The sequence below is a fragment of the Streptomyces sp. A012304 genome (genome assembly GCF_026008495.1).
Classification (GTDB): domain Bacteria; phylum Actinomycetota; class Actinomycetes; order Streptomycetales; family Streptomycetaceae; genus Streptomyces.
The window spans coordinates 1-16,084 of sequence record NZ_BQUN01000137.1 but is presented as its reverse complement, the minus strand read 5'-3'; the positions used below and the strand labels follow the sequence as shown (position 1 = coordinate 16,084).

Annotated in this window: 12 protein-coding genes; 4 read left to right on the top strand and 8 right to left on the bottom strand. The window is 70.8% G+C overall.

Annotated features, from left to right (window positions below):
* Positions 1–81: 81 nt before the first annotated feature.
* The 5 genes from glpK to ALMP_RS33580 form a co-directional block, all read right to left on the bottom strand.
* Positions 82–1,602: a glycerol kinase GlpK gene (gene glpK / locus ALMP_RS33600; protein WP_264935326.1), complete on the bottom strand. Its 1,521-nt coding sequence runs from the start codon at positions 1,600–1,602 to the stop codon at positions 82–84.
* Positions 1,603–1,711: 109 nt separating this feature from the next.
* Positions 1,712–2,461, bottom strand: a complete 750-nt coding sequence (locus tag ALMP_RS33595; RefSeq protein WP_264935324.1) for an MIP/aquaporin family protein — start codon at positions 2,459–2,461, stop codon at positions 1,712–1,714.
* Between the two features lie 335 nt (positions 2,462–2,796).
* On the bottom strand, positions 2,797–4,452 hold the full coding sequence (locus tag ALMP_RS33590) for a GGDEF domain-containing protein (protein WP_264935322.1): 1,656 nt from the start codon (positions 4,450–4,452) through the stop codon (positions 2,797–2,799).
* Between the two features lie 147 nt (positions 4,453–4,599).
* The gene (locus ALMP_RS33585) at positions 4,600–5,790 is read right to left on the bottom strand and encodes a lipid-transfer protein (protein ID WP_264935320.1); all 1,191 of its coding nucleotides are present in this window, start codon (positions 5,788–5,790) and stop codon (positions 4,600–4,602) included.
* Positions 5,787–6,212 carry a Zn-ribbon domain-containing OB-fold protein gene (locus ALMP_RS33580; RefSeq protein ID WP_264935673.1) on the bottom strand — a complete coding sequence of 142 codons (426 nt, stop codon included), beginning with the start codon at positions 6,210–6,212 and terminating at the stop codon, positions 5,787–5,789. The genes ALMP_RS33585 and ALMP_RS33580 overlap by 4 nt, the downstream gene beginning before the upstream one ends.
* A 162-nt stretch (positions 6,213–6,374) precedes the next feature.
* Here ALMP_RS33580 and ALMP_RS33575 point away from each other — a divergent pair, with 162 nt between their 5' ends.
* Both ALMP_RS33575 and ALMP_RS33570 read left to right on the top strand, forming a co-directional pair.
* Positions 6,375–7,184: a M15 family metallopeptidase gene (locus ALMP_RS33575; RefSeq protein ID WP_264935318.1), complete on the top strand. Its 810-nt coding sequence runs from the start codon at positions 6,375–6,377 to the stop codon at positions 7,182–7,184.
* A gap of 46 nt (positions 7,185–7,230) precedes the next feature.
* A complete protein-coding gene (locus tag ALMP_RS33570) occupies positions 7,231–7,767 on the top strand; it encodes an NUDIX domain-containing protein (RefSeq protein ID WP_264935316.1) in 537 nt (178 codons plus the stop codon).
* Here ALMP_RS33570 and ALMP_RS33565 read toward each other — a convergent pair.
* The gene (locus ALMP_RS33565) at positions 7,758–10,136 is read right to left on the bottom strand and encodes a glycoside hydrolase family 31 protein (protein ID WP_264935315.1); all 2,379 of its coding nucleotides are present in this window, start codon (positions 10,134–10,136) and stop codon (positions 7,758–7,760) included. The genes ALMP_RS33570 and ALMP_RS33565 overlap by 10 nt on opposite strands.
* Positions 10,137–10,349: 213 nt before the next feature.
* On the opposite strand from ALMP_RS33565, the gene ALMP_RS33560 reads away from it, so the two are divergent.
* Both ALMP_RS33560 and ALMP_RS33555 read left to right on the top strand, forming a co-directional pair.
* The gene (locus ALMP_RS33560) at positions 10,350–12,317 is read left to right on the top strand and encodes an acetoacetate--CoA ligase (RefSeq protein ID WP_264935314.1); all 1,968 of its coding nucleotides are present in this window, start codon (positions 10,350–10,352) and stop codon (positions 12,315–12,317) included.
* Between the two features lie 222 nt (positions 12,318–12,539).
* Positions 12,540–13,439, top strand: coding sequence for a hypothetical protein (locus ALMP_RS33555; protein WP_264935313.1), 900 nt, complete (start codon positions 12,540–12,542; stop codon positions 13,437–13,439).
* Between the two features lie 84 nt (positions 13,440–13,523).
* On the opposite strand, the gene ptsP is transcribed toward ALMP_RS33555, so the two are convergent.
* Both ptsP and ALMP_RS33545 read right to left on the bottom strand, forming a co-directional pair.
* Positions 13,524–15,194 carry a phosphoenolpyruvate--protein phosphotransferase gene (gene ptsP, locus ALMP_RS33550; protein ID WP_264935312.1) on the bottom strand — a complete coding sequence of 557 codons (1,671 nt, stop codon included), beginning with the start codon at positions 15,192–15,194 and terminating at the stop codon, positions 13,524–13,526.
* Positions 15,195–15,272: 78 nt separating this feature from the next.
* On the bottom strand, positions 15,273–15,722 hold the full coding sequence (locus ALMP_RS33545) for a PTS glucose transporter subunit IIA (RefSeq protein WP_264935310.1): 450 nt from the start codon (positions 15,720–15,722) through the stop codon (positions 15,273–15,275).
* Between the last annotated feature and the right edge of the window lie 362 nt (positions 15,723–16,084).

The following is a 16,084-nucleotide window of genomic DNA, read 5'->3' as shown; positions in this document are numbered from 1 at the left end:
ACACGCGCGTGCGGGGCACCGCCCGGACGCAGCACACGCGCGCGTGAGCGCGCCGCACCGCCCGAATCCAAACGACAGGGCCTAGCTGCCGCCGTCCTCCACCCACCCGAAGCTCTTCTCCACGGCCTTGCGCCAGTTGTGGTACTCGCGGTCCCGCACCGATGCCTCCATGGCCGGTGTCCACTCGGCGTCCCTCTGCCAATGAGTCTTCAGCTCGTCCAGGTCGTTCCACACACCGGTGGCCAGTCCGGCCGCGTAGGCCGCCCCCAGGCAGGTCGTCTCGGAGACCCGGGGCCGGATCACGGGCACACCGAGCACGTCCGCCTGGTGCTGCATCAGCAGATTGTTCTTCGTCATGCCGCCGTCCACCTTCAGGGTCGTGATCCGCACCCCGGAGTCCTGGAACATCGCGTCCACGACCTCACGTGTCTGCCAGCTCGTCGCCTCCAGTACCGCGCGAGCGAGATGGGCCTTCGTGACGAACCGGGTCAGCCCGGTGACGACACCGCGCGCGTCGGAGCGCCAGTACGGCGCGAAAAGCCCCGAGAACGCGGGCACGATGTAGGCGCCACCGTTGTCCTCGACACTGGCCGCCAGCGTCTCGATCTCGTCAGCCGTGCGAATGATGCCGAGCTGGTCGCGGAACCACTGCACGAGCGCGCCCGTTATGGCGATCGAACCCTCCAGGCAGTAGACCGGCGCCTCACCACCGATCTTGTAGCCCATCGTCGTCAACAGCCCGCTCTTGGACGGCACCGGCCGGTTGCCGGTGTTGAGCAGCAGGAAACTGCCCGTCCCGTAGGTGTTCTTCGCCGTGCCGACGTCGTAGCAAGCCTGCCCGAACACCGCCGCCTGCTGGTCGCCCAACGCCGACGCGACCGGCACACCGGCGAGCTGGCCCACGGCGGTGCCGTAGACCTCGGCGGAGGACCTGATCTCGGGCAGGACCGCCTCGGGCACGTTCATCGCGGAGAGGATGGACGCGTCCCACTGGAGGGTCTCCAGGTTCATCAGCATGGTGCGCCCGGCGTTCGTCACGTCGGTCACATGCCGGCCGCCGTCGACCCCGCCGGTGAGGTTCCAGATGAGCCATGAGTCGATCGTGCCGAAGGCGATCTCGCCGCGCTCGGCGCGGCCCCTGAGGCCGGGCACGCTGTCCAGCAGCCAGGCCGCCTTGGGCCCCGAGAAATAGCTGGCCAACGGCAGTCCCGTCTGCTCACGGAAACGGTCCTGCCCGTCCGCGCCGCCCAGTTCGTTGCAGAGCGCGGCGGTCCGCGTGTCCTGCCACACGATCGCGTTGTGCACCGGCTTGCCCGTGGCCCGGTCCCACAGGACCGTCGTCTCACGCTGGTTGGTGATCCCGAGTGCGCTGACCTGGTCGGCGCGCAGCCCGGCCTTGGCGATCGCCCCGGCGACCACGGCCTGCACCTTGGACCAGATCTCGGTGGCGTCGTGCTCCACCCAGCCGGGCTTGGGGAAGATCTGGCGGTGCTCACGCTGGTCGACGGCGACGATCGCGCCGTTCCGGTCGAAGATGATGCAGCGGCTGGAGGTGGTGCCCTGGTCGATTGCGGCGACGTACGTCTCGGCGTGGTCCGTCATGGCTACCCCTTGGGCTGGGTTCGGAAGGCCGCGCGGAAGCCTGCGCGGAAAGGAGCGCGGTCGACGCGTGGTCCGGGCGACCGCGCGGATCACTTGCGCGGACGACTGGTCAGAAGGCGGCGTTGTACACGAGACCCGCGAGCGCCCCGCCGATCAGCGGTCCGACCACCGGGATCCAGGCGTAACCCCAGTCGGACGTGCCCTTGTTGGGGATCGGCAGGAACGTGTGCACGATGCGCGGCCCGAGATCGCGCGCCGGGTTGATGGCGTAGCCGGTCGGCCCGCCGAGGGAGAGGCCGATGCCTACGACGAGCAGGGACACGATCAGCACCTGCGTGCCGGACTGACCGAGCCCCTTCGTCAGCCCGAAGGCGAGGATCGGCAGGACGAGCGCGACCGTCGCGATGATCTCCGTGATCAGGTTGGCGACCGGATTCCGGATCTCGGGGATGGTGGAGAAGATTCCCAGCGTCGGCGTCGGCTCCTCCGCCGTGCCCTGCGTGGTGCCGGTCTGCCGCACGTTCGCCTGGAATTGCGCGAGGTAGACCAGGTAGGCGAGGACGGCGCCGAGCATCGCCCCGACCATCTGCCCCAGTACGTAGACCCATACCTTGCCCCACTCGCCCGTGTCGACGGCGATCCCCAGGGTGACGGCCGGGTTGAGATGCCCTCCGGACAGCGGTGCGGCGGTGTACGCCCCCGCCAGCACGGCGAACCCCCATCCGAAGGCGATCACGATCCACCCCGAGGCCCTGGCCTTGGAGTATCTGAGGGTGACGGCGGCGCAGACGCCCGCGCCGAACAGGATGAGAAGGGCGGTACCGATGACCTCGCCGACGAAAATGTCTCCGTTGCTCATGGCGGCTCCTAGGCCCGGCCCGGGCGATCCCCGGGTGCTCCGTGCAGGGTGCGTCTCCGTGGCTGTTTCGGCCTGGGCAGGGAGGTTTCGCGCCCCGCCCGGCGTCCGTGACGAGCGTGCCGTCGTAGCCGAATCGCCCGTGGGGGAGTGGCGCCAGAGCCGGTGAGTCCGCATGGCGCAGTGCCTGGATACGCCGCGAATGTACGGCGATGTCGGCTGACACCGAGGAGTGTTCACCGGCGCCCAGGGGCCGTCAAGGAGGACGACGGCAATGGTTGAGGTTGCCGGTGCCGGGCCAAGGACCGCCGACCGTCCCGCGCCGGCGTCGGTGGCCTTCACCGCACGCCTGGCTCCACTCCCACCGCCCCTGGTTCCGGCGTGCCCACCGGCAGCGCACCTCGCCGCACCTCATGCCCCGGCAGTCCCGCGCGCCCCAGCACCCAGCTGGCGCCGCGCAGGGCCTTCGCGGCCTTCTTCAGCGGCGCCAGACAGGCAGCCGCCTGACGATGGTCCGTCACGCTGCCCGGCGGGCACACCACCGTGGCCAAGGACAGGGTGACCGGACGTCCGCCCGCCGACCAGGGCGCCTCCAACACCGAGGCAGCCAACGGATTCAGGCCTTCCGGATCGGCCAGCACGAGGAAGTCGTCCCCACCGATGTGCCCCACGCGCGTGTTCCCCACCGCCGCCGCCGTCAGCGCCTGCCCCACGGCCCGGATCAGTTCGTCGCCCGCCGCGAACCCGACGCCGTCGTTGACCTGCTTGAAGTGGTCGATGTCCAGCCAACTCAGCGCGAACGTCCGCCCCTCCGCGATCCGCCGGTCCACCTCCCCGGTGATCGCGTCCGAACCGGGCAGCCTGGTCAGCGGATTGAGCCCCGCGGCTTCCTCCACCCGCGTCTCGGCCAAGGCCCGCACAAGATCCGCCAATCGGACGACGCCCACACACCGCCCGTGCTCGTCGACGACGGCCACGTCGTCGGACGTCCGGTCCCGATCGCCCACGGCGACCACGTCCAGCACCTCCCACGCCGTCGCGTCGATGCCCACAGTGCGTGGCGGGTCACCGTGCTTGGCTGCGGGCCGGTCGGCATAGAGGGCGTGTCCGTAGCGTCCCGACATCGACAGCAGGAAGCGCGAGCGGTGCACCGACCGCACGGGTACCCCCGCCCGGTCCACCAGCAGCACCCCGGACACGTCCGGCGACCCGGTCAGCAACGCCCGTACCTGCCCGGCGGACGCGCCGGCCGGCAGCAGTGCCGCCGGCCGGACGAACTCCCGCACCGACGGCCCCGTCCGGGACGCCGGCGGTACGCCCGGTGAGCACGGCGGCACGTACACCTCCGCCGTCGGCAGCCGGGCCGGCGGGGCGAACAACTCACCCTGGGCGAGCTGGGCGCCCGCCGACCGAACGGCCGCACACTGGAGTTCCGTCTCCACCCCCTCGACGGCGAGCAGCGCCCCCAGTTCGTCGCAGAGCGTCCGCATCGCCCGTACTGTCGCCGGGCGCGCCAGCAGGGACGCGTCGAGCTTCACCAGGTCCGGGGAGATGTCCGCGAGCAGACGCAGCGGCAGGTCCCCCTCTCCGACGCCGTCGGCGCTGATCCGGAAGCCCTGCTCCCGCAGCGCGGCCAGTGCCTCGAGCAGCGCGGCCTGCGGCACGTGCGTGTACGGCGGCACGACGTCCAGCGTCACTTCCCACGGCAGCCGCCCCGCTTCCCGCACGGCGTCGTGCAGGGGGGTGAGCCCGCCCAGGTCGGCCAGGGTGCCGGCGAACACGTTGACATGCAGGGGCAGCATCGTCTCCTTGCCTGCCGCCGCCCGCACCGCCGACACGGCGAGCCGGCTGTCGAGCTCGGGATCCCGCCGGGCTTCCGCGAGGACGTCACCGGTCTCCGGGCGGGCGAGTATCTCCAGCGCTGACACTCCTCCAGTGGTGAGGTTGACCACCGGTTGAAAGGCGAAGCGGAGAGCATCCGTCCACGAGTGCACGGGAGCATGATGGCCCCGCGAGCCTGCGCCCAGGCGCAGTTCATGAGACGTTCACGCAGCCTTCCGGCGTGATGACACAACGTGAGCGAGGTACCGCACCAACCTGCCCGAGCACCGGCCGGCCGGGCGGGAGCCCCTTTCTTTCCCTCACCGCACGGCGACCACCGCCGATCCGTGCCCGAACAGCCCCTGGTTCGCGGTGATCCCCACGCGCGCGCCCGGGACCTGCCGGTCGCCCGCATGACCCCGCAACTGCCAGGTCACCTCGCAGACCTGGGCGATCGCCTGCGCCGGCACCGCCTCCCCGAACGAGGCCAGGCCGCCACTGGTGTTCACCGGTATACGGCCTCCCGGCGCCGTCGCCCCCTCGCGCAGCAGCTTGGCGCCCTCACCCTCGCCACACAGCGAGAGATCCTCGTACCACTGCAACTCCAATGCCGTGGACAGGTCATAGACCTCGGCCAGAGACAGGTCCTCCGGCCCTGTTCCCGCCTCCTCATAGGCGGCCGCGGCGATCGACGCCCGGAACGTCTCCCCGGCCGGTTCCACCGCCGCGGCCGAGTCGGTCGCGATGTCCGGCAGATCCAGCACCGCTCGGGGATAGCGGGGCGACACGGTGGCCACCGCCCGGATCCGCACCGGATCCGACACCCCCCGCCGACGCGCGAACTCCATGCTGGACAGCACCAGGGCCGCCCCGCCGTCCGAGGTCGCGCAGATGTCCAGCAGCCGCAGGGGATCGGCGACCACCGGGGACGCGGCGACCTCCTCGGCGGTCACCCGCTTGCGGTAGCGGGCATTCGGATTCAGCGCTCCCACAGCGGCGTTCTTCACCTTGACTTGGGCGAAGTCCTCCAGTGTGTCCCCGTGCACCGCCATGCGCCGGCGCGCGTACAACCCGAAGTACGCCGGATTGGTCGCGCCGAGCACCCGGAACCGCAGCCAGTCCGGATCGTCCGGCCGGTCCCCGCCGGCCGGACGGAAGAACCCCTTGGGAGCGGCGTCGGCCCCCACCACGAGCACGACCTCCGCCAGCCCCGCGAGGATCTGCGCCCGCGCGGCACCGATCGCCTGGGCTCCTGACGCGCACGCCGCGTACACGCTCGTGACCCGGGCGCCCTGCCAGCCGAGAGCCTGCGCGAACGTCGCCCCGGCCACGTGTCCCGGATAGCCGCCACGCACCGTGTCCGCGCCCACGATCGAGCCGACGTCCCGCCAATCCAGGCCGGCGTCGGCCAGCGCCGCGCGCGCCGCCGCCACGCCGTACGCGACGAAGCCACGCCCCCACTTGCCCCACGGGTGCATCCCCGCGCCGATCACCGCCACCTCCGCTGTCATCCCCTCACCCCCGTCGGCCGCCAGTGCCAGGTCGTCCAGGTCGTCTCCGCGTCCTCGTGCAGCACTCCGGGGACGACCTCCACCTCCATGCCCACCGCCAGCTCGGCGACACTGATGCCGGGAGCGGCCTGTCCCAGCACCACCATGCGCTCTGCCTCCAACTCCACAGCGATCAACGCGTACGGCTTCCACGGAAGTTCCGGATCGGTCACATAGGGTGACGGCGGCCGGTAGCGGCTGTCCGTGTACGACCAGACGCGCCCGCGCCGCGACAGCGGGACCTCCTCCAGCTCACCCCCCGTGCAGCCCGGGTTTCGGCAGTACGTGTCCTCGCGGGGGAAGAAGACCGCGCCGCACGCCGAGCAACGCGTCCCGAGCAACCTGAACCGCTCGCCGTCCCCCGTGAACCACCCGGCGACCACGGGCGTGCGTGTACGTGACAAGTGCCCTCCCGCAAGCAGGATCTGACGAGACGTCAGAAGTCTGGCACGTGTCACGCGAAAGGGGCAGGGCGCCCGACTCTCGCGACGTCCCGCACGCGATCGCTTCCCGAACGCAACCCGGTGCTGATAGACGCAGGAGACATGACACGACTCTCCCGTGCCGTACGCGGTGCAGTCACCGCGCTCGCCGCCCTGCTGGCCGTGACCGTCGCCTCCGCTCCCGCCCGAGCGAAGACCGAGCCCGAAGCGCCCGCCGACTTCGTCGCCCTGAGGAACGTGGACCCGACGATCCTCCAGGAGATGCGCTACTTCACGCCGCACAACTTCGTCGGCGAACGCATCGACGGCTACCGCCAGCCGCTGTGCATCCTCACCAGGCCGGCCGCCGAAGCCCTCCACCAGGCCCAGACGAGGCTCCTGCGCCAGGGCTACACCCTCAAGGTCTACGACTGCTACCGGCCCCAGCGGGCCGTGAACCACTTCGTCAGCTGGGCCGAGAACCTCGACGACGAGGCGATGAAGGGTGAGTTCTACCCGAACGTCGACAAGGCCCGCCTGTTCGAAGACGGTTACATCGCCGAGAAATCCGGTCACAGCCGCGGCTCCACCCTCGACCTCACCCTCGTCAAGCTCCCGGCACGACCGACCAGGCCCTACACCCCCGGTGAGCCCCTGGTGCCCTGCTTCGCGCCGCAGCAGGAACGCTTCCCGGACAACTCCGTCGACATGGGCACCGGCTTCGACTGCTTCGACACCCTCAGCCACACTCTCGACCCGCGCGTCCAGGGCGAACAGCGCGCCCACCGGCTGCTGCTGAAGAGCACCCTCGAAACCCTCGGCTTCGTCAATCTCGCCGAGGAGTGGTGGCACTACACCTTCAAGCCCGAGCCGTACCCGGACACCTACTTCGACTTCCCCGTCTCGGCCAAGTCGCTCACCAGGGGCAACTGAGCCACCCGCGCACGACGCCCGCCCATGATCGGATACAGTCCGCCGCGTGTCCGAAACTCAGCATCCCACTACCAACTCCCCGCGCGACTCCCACTGTTCGAGCTGCGGGGCACCCTATGGGGAGGGCGTCACCGGCTGGCCCCGCACCTGCCCGGCCTGCGCCACCGTGGCCTACCGCAACCCGCTGCCGGTCGCCGTCGCACTCCAGCCCGTGTACGACACGAAGGGCACTGCCCTGGTCGTCATAACCCGAACCGTCGGCCCCGCGCGCGGGGGCATCGCACTGCCCGGCGGCTACATCGACGACCGCGAGGACTGGCGGCAGGCCGTCGTCCGCGAGCTCAAGGAGGAGACGGGCATCGACGCCGCAAGCCGCGAAGTACGCCTCGCCGACGCCATGAGCTCCCCCGACGGCCACCTCCTGCTCTTCGGCCTCCTGCCGGAACGCCCCGTGGACCGCCTGCCGACCTCGGCCCCCACCGACGAGACCGAGGGCTGGCACCTCCTGCGCAGGCCCGAGGAGCTGGCCTTCCCCCTGCACACGCTCGCCGCCCGGGCGTTCTTCGAGGGCCGCTACGTCTGAGCCGGCCCGCCCAGCCCGCGTACGCGCACAGGGTGGGACGGCTCGCACACGCCGTCCTCACCCTCCCGCTCGACGACGACGCCCCGGCCGCCCTCCCAGCGGGCGACGTACCGCTCGAGCTCGGGATCGTCCCAGCCGTCGCCCGCGTCCCGCACCACCAGGCCGCCTCCCGTCCGGCCCAGGGCAGGCGCCCACACCTCCAGCTCCAGCCCACCGTCCCGCCCACGCACCGGTATGACCGCACCCGCGCGCGCGAGCACCGGAATACGCGCCAGAGGGGCGTCGACGAGCACCTGCCCCGGCCCCTCGTAGGCCTTCCCCGTCGCCGTGTCGTACCAGCGCCCCCGCGGCAACCGCACCGCCCGCCGGTTCGTCCCCGGGTCGAGCACCGGCGCCACCAGGAGACCGTCACCCAACAGGAAAGCGTCCTCACAGTCCCGCAACGCCCGGTCCTCCGGCGCCCCCCACCACAAAGGCCGCACATAGGGAGCTCCCGTACGCCGGGCCAGATGCGCCAGCGTCACGAAGTACGGCAGCAGCCGCCGGCGCTCCAAGAGCGCCACGCGCGCGTGACCCAGCACCTCCGGACCGAACTCCCACGGCTCCCGGCGCCCCGCCCGCAGGCTCGCGTGCGTACGGAACAGCGGCAGGAAGGCACCCAGCTGGAACCACCGCAGATACAGCTCGGGCGACGGACTGCCGTCGAAGCCACCCACGTCCGGCCCCGAGTACGGCACCCCGCACAGTCCCAGACCGATGACCAGCGACAGCGACGCCCGCAGGCCGGACCAGCCCGTGGCCACGTCACCCGACCAGGTGCCGCCGTAGCGTTGCAGGCCCACCCAGCCGGAGCGCGAGAAGACGAACGGACGCTCCTCGGGAAGCAGCCTCCGCAACCCCTCGTAGCCCGCCTGCGCCATGCACAGCCCGTAGACGTTGTGAGCCTCCCGGTGGTCGCCGCCCCGCCCCTCAAGCGCGTGCCGGGCCGAGCGGGGCAGCGTCGACTCCCCGAAGGCCGTGAACGACGTGGGCTCGTTCATGTCGTGCCAGAACCCCGTGAACCCCTGCGCGATCCGTTCCGCGTACAGACCACCCCACCACTCACGCACGCGCGCGTGCGTGAAGTCGGGATAGACCACCTCCCCGGGCCACACCACGCCCTCCACCGGTCGCCCCGAGGCATCCCGCACGAACGCGTCCTCGCCGACCCCACTGTCGTAGACGGCGTTGCCCGGCTCGGCCTTGACGGCCGGGTCCACGATCGACACCAGCCGCACCCCGTCCCGCCGCAGCTCCTCGGCGAGCACCGGCAGCTTGGGAAAACGCTCCTGGTCGACCGTGAACACCTGATGACCGTCGAAGTGGTCGATGTCCAGATGCACGGCGTCGAGCGGCAGCCCGTGCTCGTGGTAACCCGCCACGACACGCCGCACCTCCTGCTCGCTGCCGAAGCCCCACCGCGCGTGATGGTGCCCGAGCGCCCAGGACGGCGGCAGCGCCGGTGCCCCGGTCAGAGACACCCATGTACGCAGCACGCGCGCAGGCGTCCCCACCATCACCCAGCAGCGCAGCGGGCCGCCCTCCATCCGTAGCTCGCAGGTGCCCAGCCGGTCGTGCCCGGAGCCGGCGCCCTCCTCACCCTCCCGCAGGGCCACCGTGCCGTCCCAGGAGCTGTCGTGGAAGGCCAGATGCGTGCCCGCGTCGGCCACCACCAGCTGCACCGGCATCGTGAGGTAGAGCGGATCGTCCTCACAGCCGAACACGTGCCCCGGATCGGTGTTCCACAGCCGGTACGTCCCCGCCCGCAGCCGCGGCCCCGACGCCCGCCCCCCGAGACCGAAGAAACGGGCGTCCGCCGCCACCTCCGAGCGCTGCATCCAACGCCCCGGGCCGCCACCCTCGGGCTCCCACCACCGCGGCGGCAGGTCCCGTCGCAAGGGCACGCCCCCCGGCGTGCACACCTCGATCGCCCCGTGCCGCGAGACCACGACGGTCACCCGCTCGGCCACGACCCGCCAGCCACCGTCCTTGTCGGGCTCCAGGACCGCCCGGGGATCGGCCTCCGGGCACCGCCCGACCAGCGCGTACGACGGCTCCGGGCCGGCCCCGTCCCAGCCCCAGAACACGGCCCCGTTCACCGCGACGTGGATCCGCAGCTCCGAGCGGGCGAACCTGATCGTCCCGCCGCCCGGCCCGGGCTCGACCTCCCGCACCGCCCCCGGCACCCGCGCCCGCTCGGTGCGGCGCGTCGGCAACCCAGTGACGTCGGCACGCCTCCTGCGCCACGCGGCCCGTACGGTCCGCAACCCTTGGGCCGCCCCCGCAGAACCGACCGCCTTCATCGAACGCACCAGGTCACGACCGTCCATGCTGCTCACCCTGCCACTCGCCGCTCCACACGCGTGTGTCGTTCAACTTCCGTTCACCTGTGGCGGGACCACATCTTCACGACGCCGACTGTGTGGGGCACACCCTGGTGTAGAAGTCGATCACGTGGCATCGTCCGTATCAGTCGCGTCACGCGCACACCCCGGCACGTGCGCGGTCGACGCACACGACGCGCACAGTCCAGGAGCCGCCCCATGTCGACCGTGAACCCCGAGCCGCTCTGGCGGCCCGATCCGCAGCGCATCGCCCAAGCCCAGGTCACCAGGTTCCAGGCCTGGACGGCCGAACACCACGGTGCCCCGGCCGACGGCGGTTATCCGGCCCTGCACCGCTGGTCCGTCGACAACCTCGAGACGTTCTGGAAGGCCGTCACCGAGTGGTTCGACGTCCGGTTCTCCAGCCCCTACGCGCGCGTGCTGGGCGACCGCTCCATGCCCGGCGCCGAGTGGTTCCCCGGGGCGACGCTGAACTACGCCGAGCACGCCCTGCGCGCGAGCACCACCCGCGCGGACGAACCGGCCCTCCTCCATGTCGACGAGACCCACGAACCGCGCCCGGTGACCTGGTCCGAGCTGCGCCGCCAGGTCGGCTCCCTCGCCGCGGAACTGCGCTCCCTCGGCGTCCGCCCCGGCGACCGGGTCAGCGCCTACCTCCCCAACATCCCACAGGCCGTCGTCGCCCTCCTCGCCACGGCGGCCGTGGGCGGCGTCTGGACCTCCTGCGCCCCCGACTTCGGCGCCCGCAGCGTCCTCGACCGCTTCCAGCAGGTGGAGCCCGTCGTCCTGTTCACCGTCGACGGCTACCGCTACGGTGGCAAGGAACACGACCGCCGCGCCGTCGTCGCCGAACTCCGCCGCGAACTGCCCACCCTGCGCGCCGTGGTCCACATCCCCCTCCTGGGCAGCGAGGCACCCGACGGCGCCCTGGAATGGTCCGCCCTGACAGCCGCGGACGAGGAACCGGTCTTCGAACAGGTCGCCTTCGACCACCCCCTGTGGGTGCTCTACTCCTCCGGCACCACTGGCCTGCCCAAGGCCATCGTCCAGTCCCAGGGCGGCATCCTGGTCGAACACCTCAAGCAACTCGGCCTGCACTGCGACCTGGGCCCCGAGGATCGTTTCTTCTGGTACACCTCGACCGGCTGGATGATGTGGAACTTCCTCGTCTCCGGCCTCCTGACCGGCACGACGGTCGTCCTCTACGACGGCAGCCCCGGCTACCCCGACACAGCCGCCCAGTGGCGGGTCGCCGAACGCACGGGAGCCACCCTCTACGGCACCTCGGCCGCCTACGTCATGGCCTGCCGCAAGGCGGACGTCCACCCCTCCCGCGACTTCGACCTCTCGACGGTCCAGTGCGTGGCCACCACCGGCTCACCTCTTCCGCCCGACGGCTTCCGCTGGCTGCACGACGAGGTCCGCGACGACCTCTGGATCGCCTCCGTCAGCGGCGGCACCGACGTCTGCTCCTGCTTCGCCGGAGCCGTCCCGACACTCCCCGTGTACACCGGCGAACTCCAGGCACCCAGCCTCGGCACCGACCTGCAGTCCTGGGACCCGAACGGCCACCCGGTCGTCGACGAGGTCGGCGAGCTGGTCGTCACCAACCCCATGCCGTCCATGCCGGTCTACTTCTGGAACGACCCCGACGGCAGCCGCTACCACGACAGCTACTTCGACACCTACCCCGGCGTGTGGCGCCACGGCGACTGGATCACCGTCACCTCACGCGGCTCCGTCATCATCCACGGCCGCTCCGACTCCACCCTCAACCGCCAGGGCGTCCGCATGGGCTCGGCCGACATCTACGAAGTCGTCGAACGGCTTCCCGAGATCAAGGAATCCCTCGTCATCGGCATCGAGCAGCCAGACGGCGGTTACTGGATGCCCCTCTTCGTCCACCTGGCCCCCGGAGCCGAGCTCGACGAGGCGCTCCTCGCCCGCATCAAGCAGGCCATCCGTGAAGAACTCTCCCCGCGCCACATCCCCGACGAGATCATCGAGGTGCCCGGAGTCCCGCACACCCTCACCGGAAAGCGCATCGAGGTCCCCGTCAAGCGCCTCCTGCAAGGCACCCCCCTGGAGAAGGCGGTCAACCCGGGCTCCATCGACAACCTCGACCTGCTGCACTTCTACGAGGAACTCGCGCAGAAGCGAGCCTGACCGTCCCGAGGCCGGCGGCGAAGACCCACCGCGAACCTCGGACGCACCATCACCGTGGGGAACCGCCGCCGACCCCTCGGTCGACCCGCCATCGACCACCTCACCGTTGTGACCTGCGCGTTCTTCCCCGCCAGGCTCGCGCCGGACGGGCTCCAGCCGCCGTTGTCAGTGCCGTCGATTACTGTGAGTGAGCATTGATCGACTGTGCACACAGGGGGAAACATGGCGCACACCGACCACCAGACCATGCGACGCGTCCTGCGCCGCGAGATCGCGGGCACGATCGGCCTGCTCACCGATGAGCACGACTTCCGTGCCATGCGGCGCTACCGAAGCTTCACCTTCGACGACCACACCACGTATCTCCAACAGGTCGAGGAACTCCTCAAAACGCGAGCCCTCCAAGGGATCCACACCACCGTCGCCCTCTTCGACCCCCAGGAGTACGCCGAGTTCTGCACCGCCAAGGGCCTCGACCCCGACGTCCCGGCCCACCGCTCCCGCTTCACCGCCGAACTGGCGACCACCGGCCCCACCATCCCCTACGAGGGCCAGCCCCTCGCCGACCTCGTGCCCACCCTCGTCGACGAAGCCGTCCGCCAGGCGACCTGGGAGTACGCGGCCACCCTCCTGGCCCGCCTCGGCGCCTGCGCGACCTGCGGCGAGGACATCGGCCGTGCGGCGTTCGCCCGCGCCTCGGGCCTCCTCGGCCGCATCCTCGACACAGCGCCGCCGGGCAGCCGCCACCTCGTCTGCAGCGTCACGGGAACTCCCGAAACGCTCGTCGCCGTCCTGCACGCCGACGACACGGCGACCGGCACCATCCCACTCGATGAGGCCGAGGTCCTCGAGTTCACCACCGTCCTGGCCCTCGGCCTCGCCACCCAGCAACCCGGCGGCCTGGTCATGCGCACCACCATCCCGGGCGCACCCGACCAGATCTACGGCTGGCGCCTGCGCGGAGACGACCTGGAACCCCTGACCGCCGGCGAGGTCTTCGACGCCTACTGCACCGACGTCGAATCCGGAGAGCTCATCTCACCCGAGTCGGGCGTCGACTACTGCGCGCCCCCCGACCTCGCCCCGGAGAACGACGGGCCGGCGCCGCCTCACCGCCACTGACACAAAGGAGGACACAGGAAGGGGCGCCCCACCCGAAGGCGGAGCGCCCCTCCTCACCAGCCGATCAGCGGCGTGGCGCGACCCCTACTCACCGGACAGCACGGCCTGAGCCGCGTTCCGCGCCTCCTCGGCGCTGTCGGCCGCCCGCGCGGCCGCCGCGGCCCGCTCGCACTGCGCCAACGTGTACTTCGCCAGCGTCGCCCGCACATAGGGGATCGACGCCGAACCCATGGACAGGGAGGTGACCCCCAGACCGGCCAGCACACACGCGAGCAGCGGGTCCGAAGCGGCCTCGCCACAGACACCACAGCTCTTGCCCTCGGCCTTGGCCGCCTCCGCGGACAACGCGACCAGATCGAGCAGTGCGGGCTGCCACGGGTCCTGCAGACGGGACACCGCACCCACCTGCCGGTCCGCGGCGAACGTGTACTGAGCGAGGTCGTTCGTTCCCAGCGACAGGAACTCGACCTCCTGCAGGATCGAACGGGCGCGCAGCGCGGCCGACGGGATCTCCACCATCGCACCGAACTTCGCCCGCAGCCCGGCCTCGCGGCACGCGTCCGCGAACGCTTTGGCGTCGGTACGGTCCGCCACCATCGGCGCCATCACCTCGAGGTAGACCGGCAGCCCCTCGGCGGCCTTCGCCAGCGCCGTCAGCTGGGTCCGCAGGACCTCCGGATGATCCAGCAGCGTCCGCAGTCCCCGCACGCCCAGCGCCGGGTTCGGCTCGTCCGCCGGTGTCAGGAAGTCCAGCGGCTTGTCGGCCCCCGCGTCCAGCACCCGCACCACGACACGGCCCTCGGGGAAGGCCTCGAGCACCTGTCGGTAGGCCTCCACCTGCTTCTCCTCGGACGGCGCCTTCTTGCTGTCGTCGAGGAAGAGGAACTCGGTACGGAACAGACCGACACCCTCCGCGCCCGCCTCCACCGCGGCCGGCACATCGGCCGGTCCGCCGACGTTCGCCAGCAGCGGCACCTTGTGACCGTCCGCGGTGACACCCGGCCCCGTCGACGCGGCCAGCGCGGCCTTGCGCTCCGCGGCCGCGGCCTGCATCTGAGCCTTCTTGTCGTCGCTCGGGTTCACGAATATCTCACCCGTGCTGCCGTCGACGGCGATCACCGTCCCCTCGGCGAGCTCACCGGCACCCGGGAGCGCCACCACAGCCGGAACGCCGAGCGCCCGGGCCAGGATGGCACTGTGGCTGGTCGGACCACCCTCCTCGGTCACGAAACCGAGGACCAGCGTCGGGTCCAGCAGAGCGGTGTCGGCCGGCGCGAGGTCCCTGGCAACAAGCACGTACGGCTCGTCACTGTCCGGGACGCCCGGCATCGGAACGCCCAGCAGACGGGCGACGATACGATTCCGCACATCGTCCAGGTCGGCCACACGACCGGCGAGATACTCACCGGCCCCCGCCAGCAGCTCGCGGTAGGCGGCGAACGCGTCGTACACGGCACGCTCGGCCGTGCTACCGACGGCGATACGCCGGTCCACGTCCGCCATCAGCTCGGGGTCCTGGGCCATCATGGCCTGCGCCTCGAGCACGGCCTGGGCCTCGCCACCCGCCAGATTGCCGCGCGCCATCAGGTCGGCTGCCACGGCCTCCACGGCTTTGCGGGCACGTCCCTGTTCACGTTCCGCGTCCTCCGCCGGAATCTGCTTGGCGGGCGGTTCGAGCACCGCCGTCCCCATGTGCCGAACCTCGCCGATCGCTACGCCATGGCTCACGCCGACGCCTCGCAGCGTTGTCTCCATCTCACCCGTCTCCGATAGTGCGGCGGGTCCCGCCGCCGCGATGGTTGTCGTGTATGCCGTCACAGGACGGCGGCGGTGTCAGTTCCAGGAAAAGAGGACGTCGCCGGTCTTCACGTCGCCGTCCTCGCGGAGCTCGCCGAGTGAGCCGGCAGTGGCCTCGAGAGCGACGACGGGGCACACCGGGGACTTGCCGGCCGCCTCCACCGCAGCGGGGTTCCACCGCACGATGCTCTGTCCACGCGTCACCGTGTCGCCCTTGTTCACGAGGAGCTCGAAGCCCTCACCGTTGAGCTGCACCGTGTCGATGCCGAGGTGGGTGAGCACGCCGTGCCCGTAGGCGTCGACCACGACGAAGGCGTGAGGGTGAAGGGAGACGATGACTCCGTCCACGGGTGCGACGGCCTCGGAGGCCTCACGCACCGGATCGATCGCCGTGCCCGGGCCGACCATGGCCCCGGAGAAGACCGGATCCGGCACGGCGGCCAGTCCGATGGCGCGTCCTGCCAGAGGGGACGTCACGGTGGTCATGGGAAGCCTCCCAGGGATGGAGATGTACAGGGCCGTCACTGCCAGTCCCGGACGGCGCACTGTGCAGCAGGGTATGTCATATGAAGTACCGGTTCCGCGTGAGCATCCGTCCGTGGTCTAGACCACTACCTTAATCGATTTGCGTCTGCTCTGCGGCCCCGTGTACAGTCGTACTCCTGCTTGAGGGTGAGTGACGCGAACGAGCGCACTTAACCGAGCAGCAACCAACTCATCAGATCCTCTCTTTGGATCACCTTCTGCATGTCTGCGGGAGGGTGGTCAGGGAGACGGAAAAAGACTGATAGAGTCGGAAACGCAAGACCGAAGGGAAGCGCCCGGAGGAAAGCCTGAGAGAGTCTCTC

Excerpts from the sequence above, each read along its gene's own strand:
- ptsP (WP_264935312.1), bottom strand. The coding sequence starts at position 15,194 with ATGGAGACAACGCTGCGAGGCGTCGGCGTGAGCCATGGCGTAGCGATC.
- ALMP_RS33545 (WP_264935310.1), bottom strand. The coding sequence starts at position 15,722 with ATGACCACCGTGACGTCCCCTCTGGCAGGACGCGCCATCGGACTGGCC.
- ALMP_RS33560 (WP_264935314.1), top strand. The coding sequence starts at position 10,350 with ATGTCGACCGTGAACCCCGAGCCGCTCTGGCGGCCCGATCCGCAGCGC.
- ALMP_RS33565 (WP_264935315.1), bottom strand. The coding sequence starts at position 10,136 with ATGGACGGTCGTGACCTGGTGCGTTCGATGAAGGCGGTCGGTTCTGCG.
- ALMP_RS33595 (WP_264935324.1), bottom strand. The coding sequence starts at position 2,461 with ATGAGCAACGGAGACATTTTCGTCGGCGAGGTCATCGGTACCGCCCTT.
- ALMP_RS33555 (WP_264935313.1), top strand. The coding sequence starts at position 12,540 with ATGGCGCACACCGACCACCAGACCATGCGACGCGTCCTGCGCCGCGAG.
- ALMP_RS33585 (WP_264935320.1), bottom strand. The coding sequence starts at position 5,790 with ATGACAGCGGAGGTGGCGGTGATCGGCGCGGGGATGCACCCGTGGGGC.
- ALMP_RS33575 (WP_264935318.1), top strand. The coding sequence starts at position 6,375 with ATGACACGACTCTCCCGTGCCGTACGCGGTGCAGTCACCGCGCTCGCC.
- glpK (WP_264935326.1), bottom strand. The coding sequence starts at position 1,602 with ATGACGGACCACGCCGAGACGTACGTCGCCGCAATCGACCAGGGCACC.